The organism is Streptomyces sp. GL_141 (assembly GCF_057834385.1).
On record NZ_CM174402.1, the window covers coordinates 6,598,885 to 6,616,437 of the forward strand.

Consider the following 17,553-nt stretch of genomic DNA (forward strand, 5'->3'; position numbering starts at 1 on the left):
GCCGGCCCCGGGCGTCTCCGGTTCACCGGTGCGCTGCCGCGGCCTCGGCAAACCGCAGGGCCACGGAAGGCTCCGCCGCCCAGTGCGTGTGCAGGTAGCTGGCGTGCACACCGCCGGCCACGAACCCCTCGACCCGGCGCTCCGGATGCGTGAAGCCCCACGCGGGCGCGGCGCCGGCGCCCGGCTCGATCACCGTCCGGTGGAACTCGTGCCCGCGCAGCCGGGTCCCGGCCGGTGCGAGGACGCTGTCCGAGACGGCGACCGCCTCGCGGTAGCCGAGCGTGAGCCGCTCCGACATCCGCGCGTCGGCGTCGAGCACCCCGCACATGGGCTTGCCGTCCAGCGACCGGGCCAGGTACAGCAGCCCCGCGCACTCCGCGGCCAGCGGGCCGCCGGCCGCGGCGAACGCGGCGACGGCCTTGCGGAGCGGCTCGTTGGCGGACAGCTCCGGGGCGTACACCTCGGGGAACCCGCCGCCGATCACCAGGCCGGTGGTGCCGGGCGGGAGTTCCTCGTCCCGCAGCGGGTCGAAGGTCACCACCTCCGCACCGGCGGCGGTGAGCAGCTCCGCGTGCTCGGCGTACGAGAACGTGAAGGCGGCCCCTCCGGCAACCGCGACGACAGGTCCCCCAGCCCGCCCTTCCACCGTTCCCCGGGCTCTGCCCGGACCCCGGTCCTCAAACGCCGGACGGGCTGAAAGATCCAGCCTCGCCGGCGTTCGAGGCGCGGGGTCCGGGGCGGAGCCCCGGTTTCGGGAAGGGGCGGGGTGGGGGAGAAGAGCTTGGTCGGGAGCCCAGGCCTCGCAAGCCAGCGCCGGGGCCGTCCGAGCCAAGGCCATCAGCGCGTCCAGGTCGCAGCCCTGGCGAACCTGGTCGGCCAGCGCGGCGACGGAAGACACCGCATCCGCCCGCCGCTCGGCGACCGGCACCAGCCCCAGGTGCCGCGAGGGCGCGGCCACCTGCGGAGCCCGCCGCAGGACGCCGAGCACCGGCATCCCCGCTTCCTCCAGCGCCTCCCGCAGCATCACCTCGTGCCGGTCGGAGCCGACCTTGTTCAGGATCACGCCGCCGAGCCGCACCTGCGGGTCGAAGGAGGCGAAACCGTGCACCAGCGCCGCCACCGACCGCGACTGCGAGGACGCGTCGACGACCAGTACCACCGGCGCCCGGAGCAGCTTCGCGACCTGCGCCGTCGAGGCCAGTTCGCCCCGTCCCGCGGCCCCGTCGTAGAGCCCCATCACGCCTTCGATGACGGCCAGATCGCATCCGGCCGCCCCGTGCGCGAACAGCGGAGCCACCAGCTCCGGTCCGCACATGAAGGCGTCCAGGTTGCGCCCCGGCCGGCCCGTGGCCAGCGCGTGGTAGCCCGGGTCGATGTAGTCGGGCCCGGCCTTGTGCGGGGACACGGCGAGGCCGCGCTCCGAGAAGGCCGCCATCAGGCCCGTCGCCACGGTGGTCTTGCCGCTGCCGGAGGAGGGCGCGGCGATGACCAGTCTCGGTACGTTGAACGAGGTCACCACTCGATGCCCTTCTGGCCCTTCTGGCCGGCGTCCATCGGGTGCTTGACCTTGGTCATCTCGGTGACGAGGTCCGCGAACTCCACCAGCTTCTCCGGCGCGTTGCGCCCGGTGATCACCACGTGCTGGGTTCCGGGACGGTTGCGCAGCACCTCGACGACCTCGTCGACGTCGATCCAGCCCCAGTGCATCGGGTACGCGAACTCGTCCAGCACGTACAGCTTGTGCGTCTCGGCGGCCAGATCGCGCTTGACCTGCTCCCAGCCCTCCTTGGCCGCCTGCTCGTTGTCGAGCTGGGCGTCGCGCTGGACCCAGGACCAGCCCTCGCCCATCTTGTGCCAGACGACGGAGCCGCCCTCGCCGGAGGCGCCGAGCACCTTCAGCGCGTTCTCCTCGCCGACCTTCCACTTCGCCGACTTGACGAACTGGAACACCCCGATCGGCCAGCCCTGGTTCCAGGCGCGCAGCGCCAGACCGAAGGCGGCCGTCGACTTGCCCTTGCCCGGTCCGGTGTGGACGAAGACGAGCGGGCGGTTGCGGCGCTGACGCGTCGTGAGTCCGTCGTCCGGAACGACGGACGGCTGTCCCTGCGGCATTACGCGGCCCTCCTGAGGGTCGGGGATGGAGTACGAACGTTCTTCACGAGCCCGGCCAGCGAATCGGCCCGCAGCCCGTCGAGGGTGACGGCCGGGCCGCCCAGATCGGCGGCCAGCGCTCCGGCCAGCCCGAGCCGGACCGGCCCCGACTCGCAGTCCACGACCACGGAGGCGACCCCGCCGGCCGCCAGCAGCCGGGCGCTGCGCGCGGAAAGCTCGCGCGGGTCCCCGCCGACGGCGCCGGCCGAGGTGGCCCGGCCGTCGGTGACGACCACGAGCAGCGGGCGCCGGCTCGGGTCCCGCAGCCGCTCGATCCGCAGCACCTCGTGGGCCTTGAGCAGCCCGGCGGCGAGCGGGGTGCGGCCGCCGGTCGGCAGGTTCTCCAGCCGGGTCGCGGCGGCGTCGACGGAGGAGGTGGGCGGCAGGGCGAGCTCGGCCGAGGAACCCCGGAAGGTGATCAGGCCGACCTTGTCCCGGCGCTGGTAGGCGTCGAGCAGCAGGGACAGCACCGCACCCTTGACCGCGCTCATGCGCTGCCGGGCCGCCATGGAACCGGAAGCGTCGACGAGGAACAGGACGAGGTTGCCCTCGCGGCCCTCGCGGGTCGCCTGCCGCAGGTCGTCCTTGCGGACGACCAGCCCGCGCCCGGTGCGGCCGCGCGCCTTCTGGTGCGGGGCTGCGGCGTGGACGGTCGCCGCCAGGTGCAGTTTGGTCAGCTGGCCCCGGGGGCGCTGGGCGCCGGTGGTGCGGCCGTGCGCGGTGCGGGCGCGCGAACGCCGGCCGGACGCGCCCTCGCCGAGGCCCGGGACGCTCAGCATCTTGGTGCGGAAGGGCTCGGCGGCCCGTACGGGTGCCTGCTCGGCCGGACCGGCCGCCGCCTCGTTCTCCTGGGCGGAGGGCTGCGTCTCGGGCCGCTGCTCGGGCGCTTCCGGCGCCTCCGGCCCGTCCTCGGCCTCGGGCGCGTCCGGGCCGGAGCCCTGCGGGGGTACGCCGCCCCCGCCATCGGGGCCGCCGCCGTCCGGGCCGCCGTCCTCCGGGCCCTTGCCCGGACCCTCCGGCTCCGGCTCGGGCTCGGGCTCCGGCTCGTCGTCCGGGAACCCGTCCAGGATCCGGTCCAGCTTCTCCTCGTCGAGACCCGGCGCGTCGAAGGGGTTGCGGCGGCGCCGGTGGGGGAGCGCCAGCAGGGCGGCCTGCCGCACGTCCTCCTTGCGCACCTCGGTCCGTCCGGCCCAGGCGGCGAGCGCGGTCGCGGTACGGGCCATCACGATGTCGGCGCGCATGCCGTCGACCTCGAAACCGGCGCAGGTCGCCGCGATCTGCAGCAGCGAGGTGTCGCCGAGGCGCACCTGCGGGAGCAGCGCCCGCGCGGCCACCACCCGGGCGCGCACCGCTTCCTCGTCCCCGGACCAGCGGCCCGCGAACCCCGCGGGGTCGTCCTCGTAGGCGAGCCGGCGACGCACCACCTCGACCCGCTGGAGGGGCTCGCGGGAGGCGGCGACCTCGACGGTCAGCCCGAACCGGTCGAGCAGCTGCGGGCGGAGCTCGCCCTCCTCGGGGTTCATCGTGCCGACGAGGAGGAAACGGGCGGCGTGCCGTACGGAGACGCCCTCGCGCTCGACGTAGGAGGCGCCCATCGCGGCGGCGTCGAGGAGCAGGTCGATGAGGTGGTCGTGGAGCAGGTTGACCTCGTCGACGTACAGGATCCCGCGGTGCGCGTCGGCGAGCAGGCCGGGCTCGAAGGCCTTCACGCCTTCGGCGAGGGCGCGTTCGATGTCGAGGGCGCCGACGAGCCGGTCCTCCGAGGCGCCGACGGGCAGCTCCACCATGCGGGCGGGCCGCGCGGCGGCCGGTCCCGGCTCGTGGGGGCCGTCGGGGCAGGCGGGGTCCGGGGCGGTGGGCGCGCAGCTGAACCGGCAGCCGGGGACCACGTCCACCTGCGGCAGCAGGGTGGACAGGGCGCGGACGGCGGTGGACTTGGCGGTCCCCTTCTCACCGCGCACGAGAACACCGCCGACCGCGGGGCTCACGGCGTTGAGCAGCAGCGCGAGGCGCAGGTCGGTCTGGCCGACCAGTGCGGTGAACGGGTAGGGCGTGCTCATGCGGTGGCCCCTTCTTGTATGGGTGTACGGGTACGCGTGCGCGGGCGGGCGTGGACGGCGGGTCCGGGCTGCGGGTGCGCCGCTGCGCGGGGCGGAGTTCCCCTACCCGCCCTTCGCCCGTTCCCCGGGGCTCCGCCCCGGACCCCGCGCCTCAAACGCCGGCGGGGCTGGATGTGATCGGCGTCGGCCCGCACGTGACCGCCGGGGGCCGGAAAATCCAGCCCCTCCGGCGTTTGAGGAGCGGGGGTCCGGGGGCTGGCCCCCGAGGGGTCCGGGGCGGAGCCCCGGGGAACGGTGGAAGGGCGGGTAGGGGACGGCCCCCGCAGGGCTGCGCCGGTCATGGCGCGCCCGGGGGGAGGAAGGGGAGGCCCGACGGGGCTCCGGTCTCGATGAGCCGCATCAGCGCGTCCGTGTCCGCGTGTTCCTCGATCAGGTCGCCCAGCAGGTCGAGCTGTTCCTCCCGCAGGGAGGCGAACGACGTGTCCGGGGCCGGGACGAAGCGGCGGCCGGCCGCAGCCGCGACCTCGCGGAGGAAGGCCCGGCGGAAGCCGTCCGACTCCAGCGAGCCGTGCCAGTGGGTGCCCCACACCGACCCGACCCGGCATCCGTCCAGGAAGGGCGTTCCGCCGAGGACTTCGGCCACGCCGTGGTGGATCTCGTACCCCTCCACCGGCTCGCCCAGCGCCGAGCCGACGGGCCGGGCCAGGGTCTTCTCCCGTTCGAAGCGGACCCGTACCGGAAGGAGCCCGAGCCCCGGCACGGAGCCGGCCTTCGACTCGACCTCGTCCTCGATGTGTTCGCCGAGGAGCTGGAACCCGCCGCAGATGCCCAGGACCGGCCGGCCCTCGGCGGCCCGCCGGGCCAGCGCGTCCGCCAGCCCGCGTTCGCGCAGCCAGGCCAGGGCCTTGACCGTGCCGCGGGTGCCGGGGACGACGACCAGGTCGGCGTCGGCCAGTTCCTCGGCGCGGTCCACGAACCGCACGACCACCCCGGGCTCCGCCGCGAGCGCGTCGACGTCCGTGAAGTTGGACATCAGCGGCACCGCGCAGACCGCGACCCGCAGCACGTCCTCGCCGACGGGCGGGGCGACCACGGATTCCCGTACCGCGCCCCGCAGGGAGACCCGCAGGCCGTCCTCCTCGTCGATGCCCAGCCCGTGCTGGAAGGGGAGCACCCCGTACGTCGCCCGCCCGGTCAGGCCGCGCAGCATCTCCATGCCCGGCTCCAGCAGGGTGACGTCGCCGCGGAACTTGTTGACCAGGTAGCCCGCGATCAGCGACTGGTCCTCGGGCGAGAGCAGCGCCGTCGTGCCGAAGAAGGACGCGAAGACCCCGCCCCGGTCGATGTCGCCGACGACGACCACCGGGAACCGCGCGGCCCGCGCGATGCCCATGTTCACGATGTCGGTCCGGCGCAGATTGATCTCGGCCGGGCTGCCCGCCCCCTCGCAGATCACGGCGTCATACGTGCCCCGCAACTGCTCCAGGCAGTCCGTGACGATGCCGAGCAACTGCTCCTGCCGCCCCCCGTGGTAGCCCCGCGCGCTCATCTCGCCCACCGGCTTGCCCAGCAGCACCACCTGGCTGCTCCGGTCACTGCCGGGCTTGAGCAGCACCGGGTTCATCAGTGCGGTCGGCTCCACGCGGGCCGCCTGGGCCTGCATGGCCTGTGCGCGGCCGATCTCGGCGCCCTCCCTCGTCACGAAGGAGTTCAGGGACATGTTCTGTGCCTTGAACGGGGCCACCTTCACGCCCTGCCGGGCCAGCCACCGGCAGATGCCCGCCGTGACCACGCTCTTGCCCGCGTCCGAGGTCGTACCGGCGACGAGGAGGCCCCCGCCGCGCTTCGCGCCGTCGCTCATGCGCGCCGCCCCTTCTTCTTCGTCGTACGGGAGACCAGCGTCCGGGAGACCAGCGTCCGGGCGGCCACACAGGCCCCGAGCGCCAGCCACGTCACCTGGCGCGACAGCCGCACCGCCCGTTCGATGTCGGCGACCTCCACCGGCCGCCCGGCCGCTCCGTTGAGCACGGCCCGGTGTTCGACCCGGCCCGCGTACGCCAGGGTTCCGCCCAGCCGTACGCCGAGCGCCCCGGCGAAGGAGGACTCCACGGGGCCCGCGTTGGGGCTCGGGTGCTTGGCGGCATCCGCGCGCCAGGCCCGTACGGCTCCTCGCCGGTCGGGCCCGGCCAGTACGGCGGCGAGGGCCGTCAGCCGGGCGCCCGGCCAGCCGGCCACGTCGTCGAGCCGGGCCGAGGCCCAGCCGTAGCGCAGGTGGCGGGGGGACTTGTGGCCGACCATCGCGTCCAGGGTGTTCACGGCGCGGAAGGCCAGCAGCCCGGGGACGCCCGCGACGGCGCCCCACACCAGGGCCCCGACCACGGCGTCGGAGGTGTTCTCGGCGACCGATTCGACGACCGCGCGGGCCATCTGCTGCTCGTCCAGCGCCTGCGGGTCGCGCCCGCACAGGTGGGGCAGCCGCTCGCGGGCCACCTCGGCGTCCCCGGCGGCGAGCGCGCCGCCGATGGCGCGGGCCTCGCGGCCCAGCGAGGTGCCGCCCACGACGGCCCAGGTGGCGGCGGCGGTGAGGGCGATGCGGGCGGCCGCGGGCCGGGAGCGCACGGCGCGGGCGCCCAGCGCGCCGACGGCGGCCGCGCCTCCAGCGCACAGCAGGGTGTGCAGGGCGCCCCGCGCGCGGTCGTCGCGCCACAGGGCGCGTTCGACGGCGGCGGCGGCTCGTCCGAAGGCGGCCACGGGGTGCCCTCGGCGCGGATCCCCGAGGATCCGGTCGCCGATCAGGCCCGCCGTGACGCCGTACGCGAAGACGCGATCGGCACGCATGGTGGCAGGTATGTCCTCACTCAGGGTCCGCGCCCTGGTTCGACGTGTCCGGCGGCGAGAGTTCCTGGCTCCCGGCCGCACACGGGGTCCGCGTGCGCCGGTGACAGTGGCGGGACCGCGCCGGATTCGCACCGGACTTCCTCTCCATGCCGCCGTAATGGCTCGCGCAGTCCACCACGCAGCGCGAAGGCCCGTCAACTCGCCGTTGACCTGCGGCGGGGTGGCGGGGGAGGGGGCGGTGCCGGGCCCGCGCCGGGGGCCCGGGGCGCGTCGGGCGCGGGCCCGGGGCATGCGAAAGCTCCCTCCGGGACGAACCCCGAGGGAGCCTTCGTACGTGCCGTCCGGCGCCTCAGGCGACGATCAGGTAGATCCCGTAGGCCACGGCCACCGCGCAGAGCGCGAAGCAGGCGTACGCACCGCTGCGGGCCAGGGTGGCGGCGCCGCCCTGTTCGGTGGCGGCCTCGTGCTTGGAGAGCCCCATCAGACCCAGGGTGAACAGGGTCACCAGGACGACGGTGGCGGAGAGGCTGACCCCGAAGACGGAGCCGAGTGCTTCCCAGTCGATCTTCATACCGCTGAATCCTCTGTCGTTCTCGGGGGTCAGACGGCCGCGGCCGGAGCCGCGGGAGTCGTCGTCGCGGCCGGGATGGTGGCCTTCAGTTCCTCGTCCGTCACCGCGGCGGTGCTGCCGACGGCGGCGGTCGGCGGGACGGCGACGGCCGCCATGGCCGTGGTGACGGCACCGGCCGGCTCCTCGGCGTCGGCCGGGGCGACCTCGTTGACGTTGGTGTGGTCGACGACCTGGCGGCGCGAGATCAGCCAGATGGCGACGCAGGAGCCGACGAGGAAGACCGTGACGCCGGCGACGCCGATGTCCCCGGTGCGCATGACCAGCTCGGCCAGCGCGGCCACCAGGCCCGCGGCCGGGAGGGTCAGGCCCCAGGCGATGAACATGCGGGAGGCGGTGGACCAGCGGACCACGCCGCCCTTGCGTCCCAGACCCGAACCCATGACGGCGCCGGAGCACGCGTGGGTGGTCGAGAGGGAGAAGCCGAGGGAGGAGGAGGCCAGGATGACGCTGGCGGCCGAGGTCTGGGCGGCGAAGCCCTGCTGCGGCTGCAGGTCGGTCAGGCCGCTGCCCATGGTGCGGATGATGCGCCAGCCGCCCAGGTAGGTGCCCATCGCGATGGCCAGACCGGCGGAGACGATGACCCAGACCGGCGGGTTGGAGCCGGGAGCGAGGGCGCCGCCGGCGACGAGCGCCAGGGTGATGATGCCCATCGTCTTCTGCGCGTCGTTGGTGCCGTGCGCCAGCGAGACGAGGCTCGCGGAAGCGATCTGACCGGCGCGGTAGCCCTTGGCCGAGGTCTTCTCGCCCATGCCCTTGCCGACCTTGTACGTGACCTTCGTGGCCAGGTAGGCGGCGAAGCCGGCGACCAGCGGCGCGGCGATCGCGGGGATCAGCACCTTGGTGACGACGACGCTGCCGTTGACGGCGCCCATGCCGGCGGAGGCCACGGCCGCACCGATCAGGCCGCCCATCAGGGCGTGCGAGGAGCTCGAGGGCAGTCCGACCAGCCAGGTGACGAGGTTCCAGAGGATCGCGCCGACCAAGGCGGCGAAGATGACCTCCGGCTGGATGCCTTCCTCGTTGACCAGTCCCTTGGAGATCGTCTTGGCGACCTCCACGGACATGAAAGCGCCGACGAGGTTGAGCACGGCGGACATCGCCACCGCGGTCTTGGGCTTGAGGGCGCCGGTCGAGATGGTGGTGGCCATCGCGTTGGCCGTGTCGTGAAAACCGTTCGTGAAATCGAACACGAGAGCGGTGATGATCACGATCCCGAGGAGAAGCGTTATGTGCTCCATTTACCCAGGCTTCTGTTTGACGTCAGTGGTTCGTGGACCGTAGGCAACCTGGATGAACGGAAGGTGAACTGGCAGGGTTCATGTGGTGTATCGACTCGGCACCCCATCGGGACCTTCGTCCCGGGAGGGGCGTTGATATGTCGATTAATGCATGTCACGGCGGGGTGTCCGCACGTTTCGGGGCGGGACTTCCGGTAGGTGCTCCGGTGCGCCCGGGACCCCCGAAGAGACCTAGATCACCTTCCCCGCCGCCTCTCCGGACCGCCCTCCGGAACGATTCCCTCCGGTGGCCCGCCGACCCGTCCGCCTCGACACTGGAGCGGTGCGTACCGCTACCGCGACGGCAGCCGCCGTCACCACGACCCTGCTCGGCGCCGGCGCGGCCGCCGTCACCGCCGCCGCGCTCGCCGGGCGGTACGCCGCCGACGCGGCCCTGCGGACCGAGCCCGGCCGCCCGCTCCCCGGCAGTCCCCGGCTCACCGTCCACTCCACCGCGGCCGGCCGGGTCGAGCTGACCCGCTCGCTCGCCTCCCTGTGCCCCGGCACCTACGGGCTCACCGCCCCGGGCGTGCACGCCGTGGTCGGGCCCGTCCTCCCCGACGCCCCGCACGGCCCCGACACCGTGGTGCGCCGGCTCGTCGCCGTCACCCACGGCAGCCTCGACCCCGGAACCCGCGTCACCCTCACCCCCCAGGTCCACCTGGGCAACCCGGGCACCGCCCTCGGGCTGGACCACGCCGACGTGGACGTCCCCGGGGAGCTCGGCGCACTGCCCGCCTGGTTCGTGCCCGCGGCCCGCGACACCTGGGTGATCACCGTCCACGGGCTCGGAGCCACCCGCGAGCACCCGATGGTCGTCATGCCCTTCCTCCACCGCAACAAGCTCCCCGTCCTGGACCTCGGCTACCGGGGCGACCTCGGCGCCCCCGCGTCACCGGACGGCCTCGGCCACCTCGGCGAGTCCGAATGGCGCGATCTCGACGCCGCCATCCGCTACGCCCTGCGCTACGGCGCCCGCCGCGTGGTCCTGCACGGCTGGTCGACGGGCGCCACCATGGCCCTGCACGCCGCCGAGCGCTCGGCGCTGGCCGACCGGATCTCCGGACTGGTCCTCGACTCGCCCGTACTGGACTGGCACGCCACCCTGCGCGCCCTCGCCGCCGCGCGCCGCACCCCGGCCCCCCTGGTCCCGTTCGCCGTCAAGGCGGCCGAGGGCCGTGCGGGCCTGCGCGCCGACCGGCGGGCTCCGGGGTCGGATCCGGCTGCGCTGAAGGTCCCCGTACTGATCTTCCACGGCCCCGACGACGCGCTCGCCCCCTGGGAGCCCTCGCGCCGGCTCGCCGCGGCCCGACCCGACCTCGTCACCCTGCACTCCGTTTCCGACGCGGCCCACGGGGCGATGTGGAACGCCGACCCGGCCGCCTACGAAGAGGCGCTGCGCCGCTTCCTGACCCCTTTCATGTGAAGCGCCGGGTGACGGACCGTCGGACGAGTTGTCCGAAGAGTGTGGGGCGGACGGGGCGGGGAGGGTGGATCGTCCCGTTCTGTCCCCGAGGGATCTTGTGGCAATGGCTGGTTCCGTTTGGGCTTTCGGCCAGTGACGGGCGAGACTGCTCACGTGACGTCCCGAAAGCCTGATGAGCAGTTGGCTCGCGACTCCAGACTCCGACTCGTCGCCCCGCGGTCCGTGGCCACGGCCCGCAAGGCGGTGACCGACCGGCGCACCCGGACCGCCCCGCGGCCTCCGGCGGGTACGCCCGCCACGGCCGACCTCGCGAACAGGGCCCGCGCCTCCCTCGCCGACGCGGTACGGCTCGCCCGCTGGGCCGAGCTCCACCTCGGCGTCGCGGACGGCGGTGGGCCCGCCCCGGCGGGCGCCCTGCCCGCCGCCGAAGCCGAACGCGCCGCCGACCGGCTGAGCCTGACACCGGGCCAGATCCGGGTCGGCTGGGACCGCGCCCGGCTCGCCGGCCTCATCGAGATGCACGGCGGGCACGCCCGGCCGGGCTGGCGCCTGCGCGCCTGGGACCGGGACGACACCGCCGTGCTGCGCGGCTGGGTCGCGCTCTTCGACGCCTGGTCACTGGTGCACCCGGCCCCGGCCGACATCGCCCCCGCGGCCGTCGCCGAGGTGGTCGAGGCCATGCCCCAACTGCTCTCCCTGCTCCAGCTCTCCGCCGGTCCCGTGACCGTCCCCGATCTGCTGGACCTGCTCCGGCAGCGCGTCGACGAACTGCGCGACGAGCGGTGCGAGGTCCCCTACGAGTCCACGGCGCAGGCGGAGTCCCCGGCGCAGGCGGAGGAGTCCCCGGCCGCGGGCCCGACGGGCTCCGTACCGTCCGGTTCCGCGCCGGCCGCACCGCCCGTCCCGCTCGCCCGGCTGCTGCGCTGGGCGCTCGGCGGGCTCGCCGCCGTGGACGCCGTCACCCTCGGCCCCGCCCGGGCCACCCTCACCCCGCTCGGGAGCTGGGCGGTCTGGGTCAAGCTGGAGCAGATCTGCGTCGCCGCGCAGAGCCCGGCCGGGAACATCGAGCAGTCCGCCGCCGCCATGCTCCACGGCTGCGCGCGGCTCACCCCCGGCCCGGCCCGCGCCGAATACCAGGCCTGGCTGGCCGCCCGGCCCGTCGGCCACGCGGTCTCCGAGCTGCTGCTCGCGGCCCGCGGCGAGGACGCCCTGCTGCGCGGGCTCGCCTTCGAGGCCCTGCGCGTGGTCGGAGCCCCCGCCGAGCCGGAGGTGCGCAAGGCCTCCCGCGAGGCCGCGCTGCGCCCCTACGCCCTGCTCTGGCTCGCCGAGCACGACGGGGTCGACCCCGACGAGGCGCAGGACGTGCTCACCGCCGAGGAGCAGACCTGGCTCTGGGTGGACACCGCGGCCGCCATCGCCGACCACGGCGAGGCCGAGCTGCTCGCACGCCACCTGGACTCGGCGGTGCGGACCACGGTTCCGCGGCTGCTGGACGAGGTCCGCGCGGTCGGGCACCCCCGCACCGTGCAGGTGCTGGTCGCGCTGGCCGCCGCCCATCCCGATCCCGCCCTGGCCAAGGCGGTGCGCCGGGCCGCCTTCCAGGTCCACACCGGCGGCGCGTAGCGCCCCGTACGGGCGCCGTGCGCGCCGCAGGGGTTTCGGTCAGACCTGCGGCGCGTACGTCCCGAAGCTCCACACGTTGCCCTCGGCGTCGCGGGCCATGTAGTCCCGCGAGCCGTAGTCCTGGTCGGTCGGCTCCATCAGGATCTCCACACCGTGCTCGGCGGCCCGGCGGTGGTGGGCGTCCACGTCGTCGACGAGCACGTAGACCCCGGCCGGGCCGGCCGTCTCCATCGCCTTGTCGAAGGCGCCGCCGGTGCCCTTGCTGCCGAGCATCACCATGCCGTTCCCGTAGGACAGCTCGGCGTGCGCCACCGCGCCGTCCTCACCTTCGTACGCCGCGACCTGGGTGAAGCCGAAGGCTTCCGTGAGCAGGTGGATGGCGGCCTTGGCGTCGGTGTAGAGCAGGGTCGGACAGATGGACGGAACGCCTGCCATGACGATCACTCCCTCTCGTGCCGTGGGTGGATGGTGATCCACGTCACAGCATGACAGGCGCCGCCGACACTCAGCGGAAGGTGTTGCACTGGGCCATGTCGCCCGTGCGGTAGCCCTGGTAGAACCACTGCTGGCGCTGCTCGGCCGAGCCGTGCGTCCAGGACTCCGGAGACACCCGGCCCTGGAACTTCTCCTGGATCCGGTCGTCGCCGACCGCGGCCGCCGCGTCCAGGCCGTCCCTGATGTCCTGGTCGGTCAGGCTCGTGATCAGGGGCTTGCCCGTGGACTCGTCCGGGGTCTTCGTCGCGTTGTGCGCCCAGACGCCGGCGTAGCAGTCGGCCTGCAGCTCGACCCGTACCGCGTTGCTGTTCGCGCCCTGCCGGCCGTCCTGGGCCTTCTGCAGGGTGCCGGTCAGGTTTTGGATGTGGTGGCCGTACTCGTGGGCCACCACGTACGCCTGGGCGAAGGGGCCGCCGCTCGCGCCGAACTTGGTGCGGAGCTCGTTGAAGAAGCCCAGGTCCAGATAGACCTGCCGGTCACCGGGGCAGTAGAACGGGCCGACCGCAGAGGTGGCCGCCCCGCAGGCGGTGCCCACCTTGCCGGTGAAGAACACCGTCTGCGCCGGGCTGTACTGCGCGCCGCGCCTGGCGAACTCCTGCTTCCAGAAGTCCTGGGTGCTGTTGATCACCGCCACCAGCCGGCAGTCCTCCTTGGCGTTCGCGTCCGCGCCGGTCTTGCAGCTCTGCTGCACCTGGGCGGCCGAGGAGGAGGTCGACGCGGGCTCGGGACTTCCGTCGGACAGGCCCAGCTGCTCCGGGCCCACCCCGAACAGCAGACCCATGATCAGCGCGATGATGCCGATGATGCCGCCGCCGACCGTGGCCTTCCCGCCCGGGATGCGGCTGCCGCGTACGTCCTTGACCTCGGAAGTGTCCAGATTGGCGTTGTCGTCGAACTGCATCCCGCACCGCCCTCCATTCCTACCAAGGGGGGTACGAGTACGCCCCTGCGGCGAGTATCAACCCGTTCATCCTCATACGCCCTCCGGCCGGGAGGCGTGTTCCCTGGGCCGAACGGGGGACGCGCCGGTGCGGGCGGTGCGGGTCCCGGGAGGGGCGGGCGGGCCCGAAACTAGTTGCGCACCCCCGGTAGAATGACTCCCATGGCAAATCTCCTCGCGGATTAGCGGCGTCGAAGCATCGCGTCCTGCCCCCCTTCCGCCGTCCCGACCCGCCCTGGAGTATTTCCGTGATCACCGCCACCGGCATCGAGCTGCGCGCCGGCGCCCGCATCCTCATCGAGAACGCCTCCTTCCGCATCGCCAAGGGCGACCGGATCGGCCTCGTCGGCCGCAACGGAGCCGGCAAGACCACCCTCACCAAGTGCCTCGCGGGCGAGGGAACCCCGGCCGGCGGCAGCATCGCCCGCTCGGGCGAGGTCGGCTACCTCCCGCAGGACCCGCGCACCGGCGACCTCGACGTGCTGGCCAGCGACCGGATCCTGTCCGCGCGCGGCCTGGACGTGCTGCTCAAGAAGATGCGGATGAACGAGGAGCGCATCTCCTCGGGCTCCGGCGCCACCCGCGAGAAGGCGATGCGCCAGTACGAGCGCCAGGAGACCGAGTTCCTCACCAAGGGCGGGTACGCCGCCGAGTCCGAGGCCGCGACCATCTCCGCCGCCCTCGGCCTGCCCGACCGGGTCCTCGGCCAGCCGCTGCACACCCTCTCCGGTGGTCAGCGCCGCCGCGTGGAGCTCGCCCGCATCCTCTTCTCGGACGCCGACACGCTCCTCCTCGACGAGCCGACCAACCACCTCGACGCCGACTCGATCGTGTGGCTGCGCGACTACCTGAAGACCTACCGCGGCGGCTTCATCGTGATCTCCCACGACGTGGACCTGGTCGAGACGGTCGTCAACAAGGTGTTCTACCTCGACGCCAACCGTTCCCAGATCGACGTCTACAACATGGGCTGGAAGCTCTACCAGCAGCAGCGCGAGGCCGACGAGAAGCGCCGCAAGCGCGAGCGCCAGAACGCCGAGAAGAAGGCCGCGGCGCTGAACTCGCAGGCCGACAAGATGCGCGCCAAGGCCACCAAGACGGTCGCCGCCCAGAACATGGCCAAGCGCGCCGACCGCCTGCTCGCGGGCCTGGACGCCGTCCGCGTCTCCGACAAGGTCGCCAAGCTGCGCTTCCCGGACCCGGCGCCCTGCGGCAAGACCCCGCTGACCGCCGAGGGCCTGTCGAAGTCCTACGGCTCGCTGGAGATCTTCACCGACGTCGACCTGGCCATCGACAAGGGCTCCCGCGTGGTCATCCTCGGCCTCAACGGCGCCGGCAAGACCACACTGCTGCGCCTGCTGTCGGGCACCGAGAAGCCCGACACCGGCACGGTCGTCCCCGGCCACGGCCTCAAGCTGGGCTACTACGCCCAGGAGCACGAGACCCTGGACCCGGAGCGCTCGGTCCTGGAGAACATGCGCTCCTCGGCGCCCGACCTGGACCTGGTCTCCGTACGCAAGACGCTGGGCTCCTTCCTGTTCTCCGGCGACGACGTGGACAAGCCCGCGGGCGTCCTGTCCGGTGGTGAGAAGACCCGTCTCGCCCTGGCGACGCTGGTCGTCTCCTCGGCCAACGTGCTGCTGCTCGACGAGCCCACCAACAACCTCGACCCGGCCAGCCGCGAGGAGATCCTGGGCGCCCTGCGCACGTACAAGGGCGCCGTCATCCTCGTCACCCACGACGAGGGCGCGGTCGAGGCGCTGGAGCCGGAGCGGATCATCCTGCTCCCCGACGGCGTCGAGGACCTGTGGGGCCCGGACTACCGGGACCTGGTGTCGCTCGCCTGAGGCGCTTCCGCTTGCGTGATCCTTTGCTTATGGATCATTCGGCTCAGACGTGATCCATCATCTGAGTGAGTCGGTCTCATACCGCTCCGTGCTCGACGAAGGCCCCGGCCGCATCTCCCAGGATGTGCGGCCGGGGCCTTCCGTTTCTGCGCTCCGGCCCCTGACCTGGTGATTCACGCCGGGGGAGCGGAAATGTGACGGAGGTCATGCAGCGGAAGAGAAGATTCCGTTCTGCTGGTGCGTCCACGGCTGAAGAAAAGCCGCCGTACCACCTTGCTGAATGGGTGGCCAGGAAGCCGGGGAGGGGTGATCATGAGAAGTCAGAGCGCACTTCCCATGAGGAGGCACGGGTGGCCGAAACTCTGAAGAAGGGCAGCCGGGTAACCGGCGTCGCGCGCGACAAGCTCGCGGCAGACCTGAAGAAGCAGTACGACTCCGGTGCGAGTATCCGGGCACTGGCCGAATCGACTGGCCGGTCCTACGGATTCGTCCATCGGATGCTCAGCGAGTCCGGAGTCACGCTGCGTGGTCGCGGAGGCGCGACACGCGGCAAGAAGGCGGCTACGGCCTGACCATTTGGTTCCCCTTGGTTCCAACGGTTTTCCGTAATCAGCTTCACGGTTCCAGTTCCAACCGTCCTTCGGTGACCCCCGGTCGGCTCCATGGCCGGCTGGGTGGTTACTGTGCAGTCACTTAGGCCGAGATCCCGGCCGAACGACGGCACAACCACCGGAGGCACACAGATGGCTCTGCTCGACAAGGACGGCGTACGGCTCACCGTCGACGACACGGTCGCCACGGTGACACTGACCAATCCGGCCAAACGAAACGCTCAATCCCCCGCGCTCTGGCGGGCGTTGACGGAGGCTGGAAGGTCGTTGCCGGGCACCGTCCGGGTCGTCGTGCTGCGCGGCGAAGGGCAGTCCTTCTCCGCAGGGCTCGACCGGCAGGCGTTCACCCCCGAAGGCTTCGAGGGCGAGCCGTCCTTCCTTGACCTGGCGCGCGGTTCGGAGGAACTGCTCGACTCCACCATCGCCGAGTACCAGGAGGCGTTCACCTGGTGGCGGCGCAACGACATCATCTCCGTCGCCGCCGTTCAGGGGCACGCGATCGGTGCCGGTTTCCAGCTTGCCCTCGCGTGCGATCTGCGCGTCGTCGCGGACGACGTGCAGTTCGCCATGCGCGAGACCGGGCTGGGGCTGGTGCCCGACCTCGGTGGTACCCAGCCGCTGACCTCGGCGGTCGGCTATGCCCGCGCGCTCGAAATCTGCGCGACGGGACGCTTCGTGCACGCCGAGGAGGCGGAACGGATCGGCCTCGCGAACCTGGTCGTCCCCGCGGGCGAGCTCGACGCGGCCGTCCAGGACCTCACCACCGCGCTGCTGGCTCCGCCGCGGGACGCGGTGACCGAGACGAAGGCGCTGCTGCGGGGTGCGGTGTCGCGCCCTTACGAGGACCAGCGCGCGGCCGAGCGCGCCGCCCAGGCCCGCCGCCTGCGCGACCTGGCCGGCCTCTCGGACTAGCAGCGCCGCCGCTGCACGGGGGCCAGCCCCCGGACCCCCGCTCCTCAAACGCCGGAGGGGCTGGATTTGGCCTGGCGTCAGCCTGTACGTGCACGCAATCCAGCCCCGCCGGCGTTTGAGGCGCGGGGTCTGGGGCGGAGCCCCAGGGGGTCCGGGGTGCAACCCCGGGGAACGGGCGAAGGGCGGGTAGGGGACAGCCCCGCAGGGCCGATCACCCGCAGCCGCGTCGGGACGGGCGGCGGGGCCGGTCCCGACTTACCGTGGTCGGGAGCCCACCGTGCGAAGGGATCCGCCATGACCGAATCCGCCGCCACAGGCGGCAGCGCCGCCAAGCCCCCCGCAGACCGCGGCCGCACGAGCATCGCCGACGGAGTCGTGGAGAAGATCGCCGGCCTGGCCGCCCGCGAGGTGGCCGGCGTCCACGCCATGGGCAGCGGCAGCGGCCTCTCCCGTACCTTCGGCGCCGTCCGCGACCGCGTCCCCGGCGGGGCCAAGTCAACCGTCAGCCGCGGCGTGAAGGCGGAGGTCGGCGAGGTGCAGACCGCCCTCGACCTGGAGATCGTCGTGGATTACGGCGTGTCGATCAGGGACGTGGCCCGGGCCGTCCGTGAGAACGTCGTCTCGGCGGTGGAGCGGATGACCGGCCTCGAGGTCGTGGAGGTCAACATCGCGGTCAGCGACGTCAAGCTGCCGGACGAGGACGACGAGGAGCCGGAGTCCCGACTGCAGTAGAGGAGCCCGC

At 73.2% G+C, this 17,553-nt stretch carries 14 protein-coding genes, 1 pseudogene and 1 riboswitch; of the genes and pseudogenes, 6 read left to right on the forward strand and 9 right to left on the reverse strand.

Translation table 11 applies throughout. The features are described 5' to 3' along the window. Positions 1-22: 22 nt before the first annotated feature. The 7 genes and pseudogenes from AC3IX6_RS29325 to AC3IX6_RS29355 all read right to left on the reverse strand — a co-directional run bounded on the left by AC3IX6_RS29325 (position 23) and on the right by AC3IX6_RS29355 (position 8,918). A complete protein-coding gene (locus AC3IX6_RS29325) occupies positions 23-1,519 on the reverse strand; it encodes a cobyrinic acid a,c-diamide synthase CobB (protein ID WP_489366068.1) in 1,497 nt (498 codons plus the stop codon). Further along, positions 1,513-2,112: a cob(I)yrinic acid a,c-diamide adenosyltransferase gene (cobO, locus tag AC3IX6_RS29330; RefSeq protein ID WP_243338462.1), complete on the reverse strand. Its 600-nt coding sequence runs from the start codon at positions 2,110-2,112 to the stop codon at positions 1,513-1,515. The genes AC3IX6_RS29325 and cobO overlap by 7 nt, the downstream gene beginning before the upstream one ends. Next, positions 2,112-4,211: a putative cobaltochelatase gene (locus AC3IX6_RS29335; RefSeq protein ID WP_489366070.1), complete on the reverse strand. Its 2,100-nt coding sequence runs from the start codon at positions 4,209-4,211 to the stop codon at positions 2,112-2,114. Before AC3IX6_RS29335 ends, cobO begins: the two co-directional genes overlap by 1 nt. A 340-nt stretch (positions 4,212-4,551) precedes the next feature. After that, positions 4,552-6,072, reverse strand: a pseudogene (locus tag AC3IX6_RS29340) (cobyric acid synthase); the annotation flags it as partial. Continuing rightward, entirely contained in the window at positions 6,069-7,049 is a 981-nt protein-coding gene (locus AC3IX6_RS29345) for a cobalamin biosynthesis protein (RefSeq protein ID WP_489366072.1), read from the reverse strand. The pseudogene AC3IX6_RS29340 and the gene AC3IX6_RS29345, both read right to left, overlap by 4 nt. Positions 7,050-7,086: 37 nt before the next feature. After that, positions 7,087-7,232: riboswitch (cobalamin riboswitch) on the reverse strand. A 166-nt stretch (positions 7,233-7,398) separates the two neighbouring features. After that, positions 7,399-7,620: a hypothetical protein gene (locus tag AC3IX6_RS29350; RefSeq protein WP_489366074.1), complete on the reverse strand. Its 222-nt coding sequence runs from the start codon at positions 7,618-7,620 to the stop codon at positions 7,399-7,401. 29 nt (positions 7,621-7,649) lie between these two features. Then, entirely contained in the window at positions 7,650-8,918 is a 1,269-nt protein-coding gene (locus AC3IX6_RS29355; RefSeq protein ID WP_489366076.1) for an inorganic phosphate transporter, read from the reverse strand. A gap of 322 nt (positions 8,919-9,240) precedes the next feature. Between AC3IX6_RS29355 and AC3IX6_RS29360 the strand changes: the two genes are divergently transcribed. After that, complete coding sequence (locus AC3IX6_RS29360) at positions 9,241-10,383, forward strand: alpha/beta hydrolase family protein (protein ID WP_489366078.1); 1,143 nt, start codon at positions 9,241-9,243, stop codon at positions 10,381-10,383. A gap of 153 nt (positions 10,384-10,536) precedes the next feature. Next, complete coding sequence (locus AC3IX6_RS29365; protein WP_489366080.1) at positions 10,537-12,006, forward strand: hypothetical protein; 1,470 nt, start codon at positions 10,537-10,539, stop codon at positions 12,004-12,006. A 39-nt stretch (positions 12,007-12,045) separates the two neighbouring features. Here AC3IX6_RS29365 and AC3IX6_RS29370 read toward each other — a convergent pair whose 3' ends face one another. Together AC3IX6_RS29370 and ypfJ are read right to left on the reverse strand one after the other, a co-directional pair. After that, positions 12,046-12,441 carry a VOC family protein gene (locus AC3IX6_RS29370; protein ID WP_489366082.1) on the reverse strand — a complete coding sequence of 132 codons (396 nt, stop codon included), beginning with the start codon at positions 12,439-12,441 and terminating at the stop codon, positions 12,046-12,048. Positions 12,442-12,511: 70 nt separating this feature from the next. After that, the gene (gene ypfJ, locus AC3IX6_RS29375) at positions 12,512-13,402 is read right to left on the reverse strand and encodes a KPN_02809 family neutral zinc metallopeptidase (protein ID WP_489366084.1); all 891 of its coding nucleotides are present in this window, start codon (positions 13,400-13,402) and stop codon (positions 12,512-12,514) included. 287 nt (positions 13,403-13,689) lie between these two features. Here ypfJ and AC3IX6_RS29380 point away from each other — a divergent pair, with 287 nt between their 5' ends. From AC3IX6_RS29380 to AC3IX6_RS29395, 4 genes are all read left to right on the forward strand, one after another. Beyond that, entirely contained in the window at positions 13,690-15,288 is a 1,599-nt protein-coding gene (locus AC3IX6_RS29380; RefSeq protein ID WP_243338481.1) for an ABC-F family ATP-binding cassette domain-containing protein, read from the forward strand. A gap of 350 nt (positions 15,289-15,638) precedes the next feature. Next, complete coding sequence (locus AC3IX6_RS29385; RefSeq protein ID WP_327307398.1) at positions 15,639-15,860, forward strand: helix-turn-helix domain-containing protein; 222 nt, start codon at positions 15,639-15,641, stop codon at positions 15,858-15,860. Positions 15,861-16,031: 171 nt separating this feature from the next. Beyond that, positions 16,032-16,811 carry an enoyl-CoA hydratase/isomerase family protein gene (locus AC3IX6_RS29390; RefSeq protein WP_399377056.1) on the forward strand — a complete coding sequence of 260 codons (780 nt, stop codon included), beginning with the start codon at positions 16,032-16,034 and terminating at the stop codon, positions 16,809-16,811. A 294-nt stretch (positions 16,812-17,105) separates the two neighbouring features. Next, positions 17,106-17,543 carry an Asp23/Gls24 family envelope stress response protein gene (locus AC3IX6_RS29395; RefSeq protein WP_489366087.1) on the forward strand — a complete coding sequence of 146 codons (438 nt, stop codon included), beginning with the start codon at positions 17,106-17,108 and terminating at the stop codon, positions 17,541-17,543. The last annotated feature ends 10 nt before the right edge of the window (positions 17,544-17,553 follow it).

What these genes read in the sequence shown, in the direction of transcription:
- cobO (WP_243338462.1), bottom strand. Translation starts at nt 2,112, where the DNA reads ATGCCGCAGGGACAGCCGTCCGTCGTTCCGGACGACGGACTCACGACG.
- AC3IX6_RS29335 (WP_489366070.1), bottom strand. Translation starts at nt 4,211, where the DNA reads ATGAGCACGCCCTACCCGTTCACCGCACTGGTCGGCCAGACCGACCTG.
- AC3IX6_RS29345 (WP_489366072.1), bottom strand. Translation starts at nt 7,049, where the DNA reads ATGCGTGCCGATCGCGTCTTCGCGTACGGCGTCACGGCGGGCCTGATC.
- AC3IX6_RS29350 (WP_489366074.1), bottom strand. Translation starts at nt 7,620, where the DNA reads ATGAAGATCGACTGGGAAGCACTCGGCTCCGTCTTCGGGGTCAGCCTC.
- AC3IX6_RS29355 (WP_489366076.1), bottom strand. Translation starts at nt 8,918, where the DNA reads ATGGAGCACATAACGCTTCTCCTCGGGATCGTGATCATCACCGCTCTC.
- AC3IX6_RS29370 (WP_489366082.1), bottom strand. Translation starts at nt 12,441, where the DNA reads ATGGCAGGCGTTCCGTCCATCTGTCCGACCCTGCTCTACACCGACGCC.
- ypfJ (WP_489366084.1), bottom strand. Translation starts at nt 13,402, where the DNA reads ATGCAGTTCGACGACAACGCCAATCTGGACACTTCCGAGGTCAAGGAC.
- AC3IX6_RS29390 (WP_399377056.1), top strand. Translation starts at nt 16,032, where the DNA reads ATGGCTCTGCTCGACAAGGACGGCGTACGGCTCACCGTCGACGACACG.
- AC3IX6_RS29395 (WP_489366087.1), top strand. Translation starts at nt 17,106, where the DNA reads ATGACCGAATCCGCCGCCACAGGCGGCAGCGCCGCCAAGCCCCCCGCA.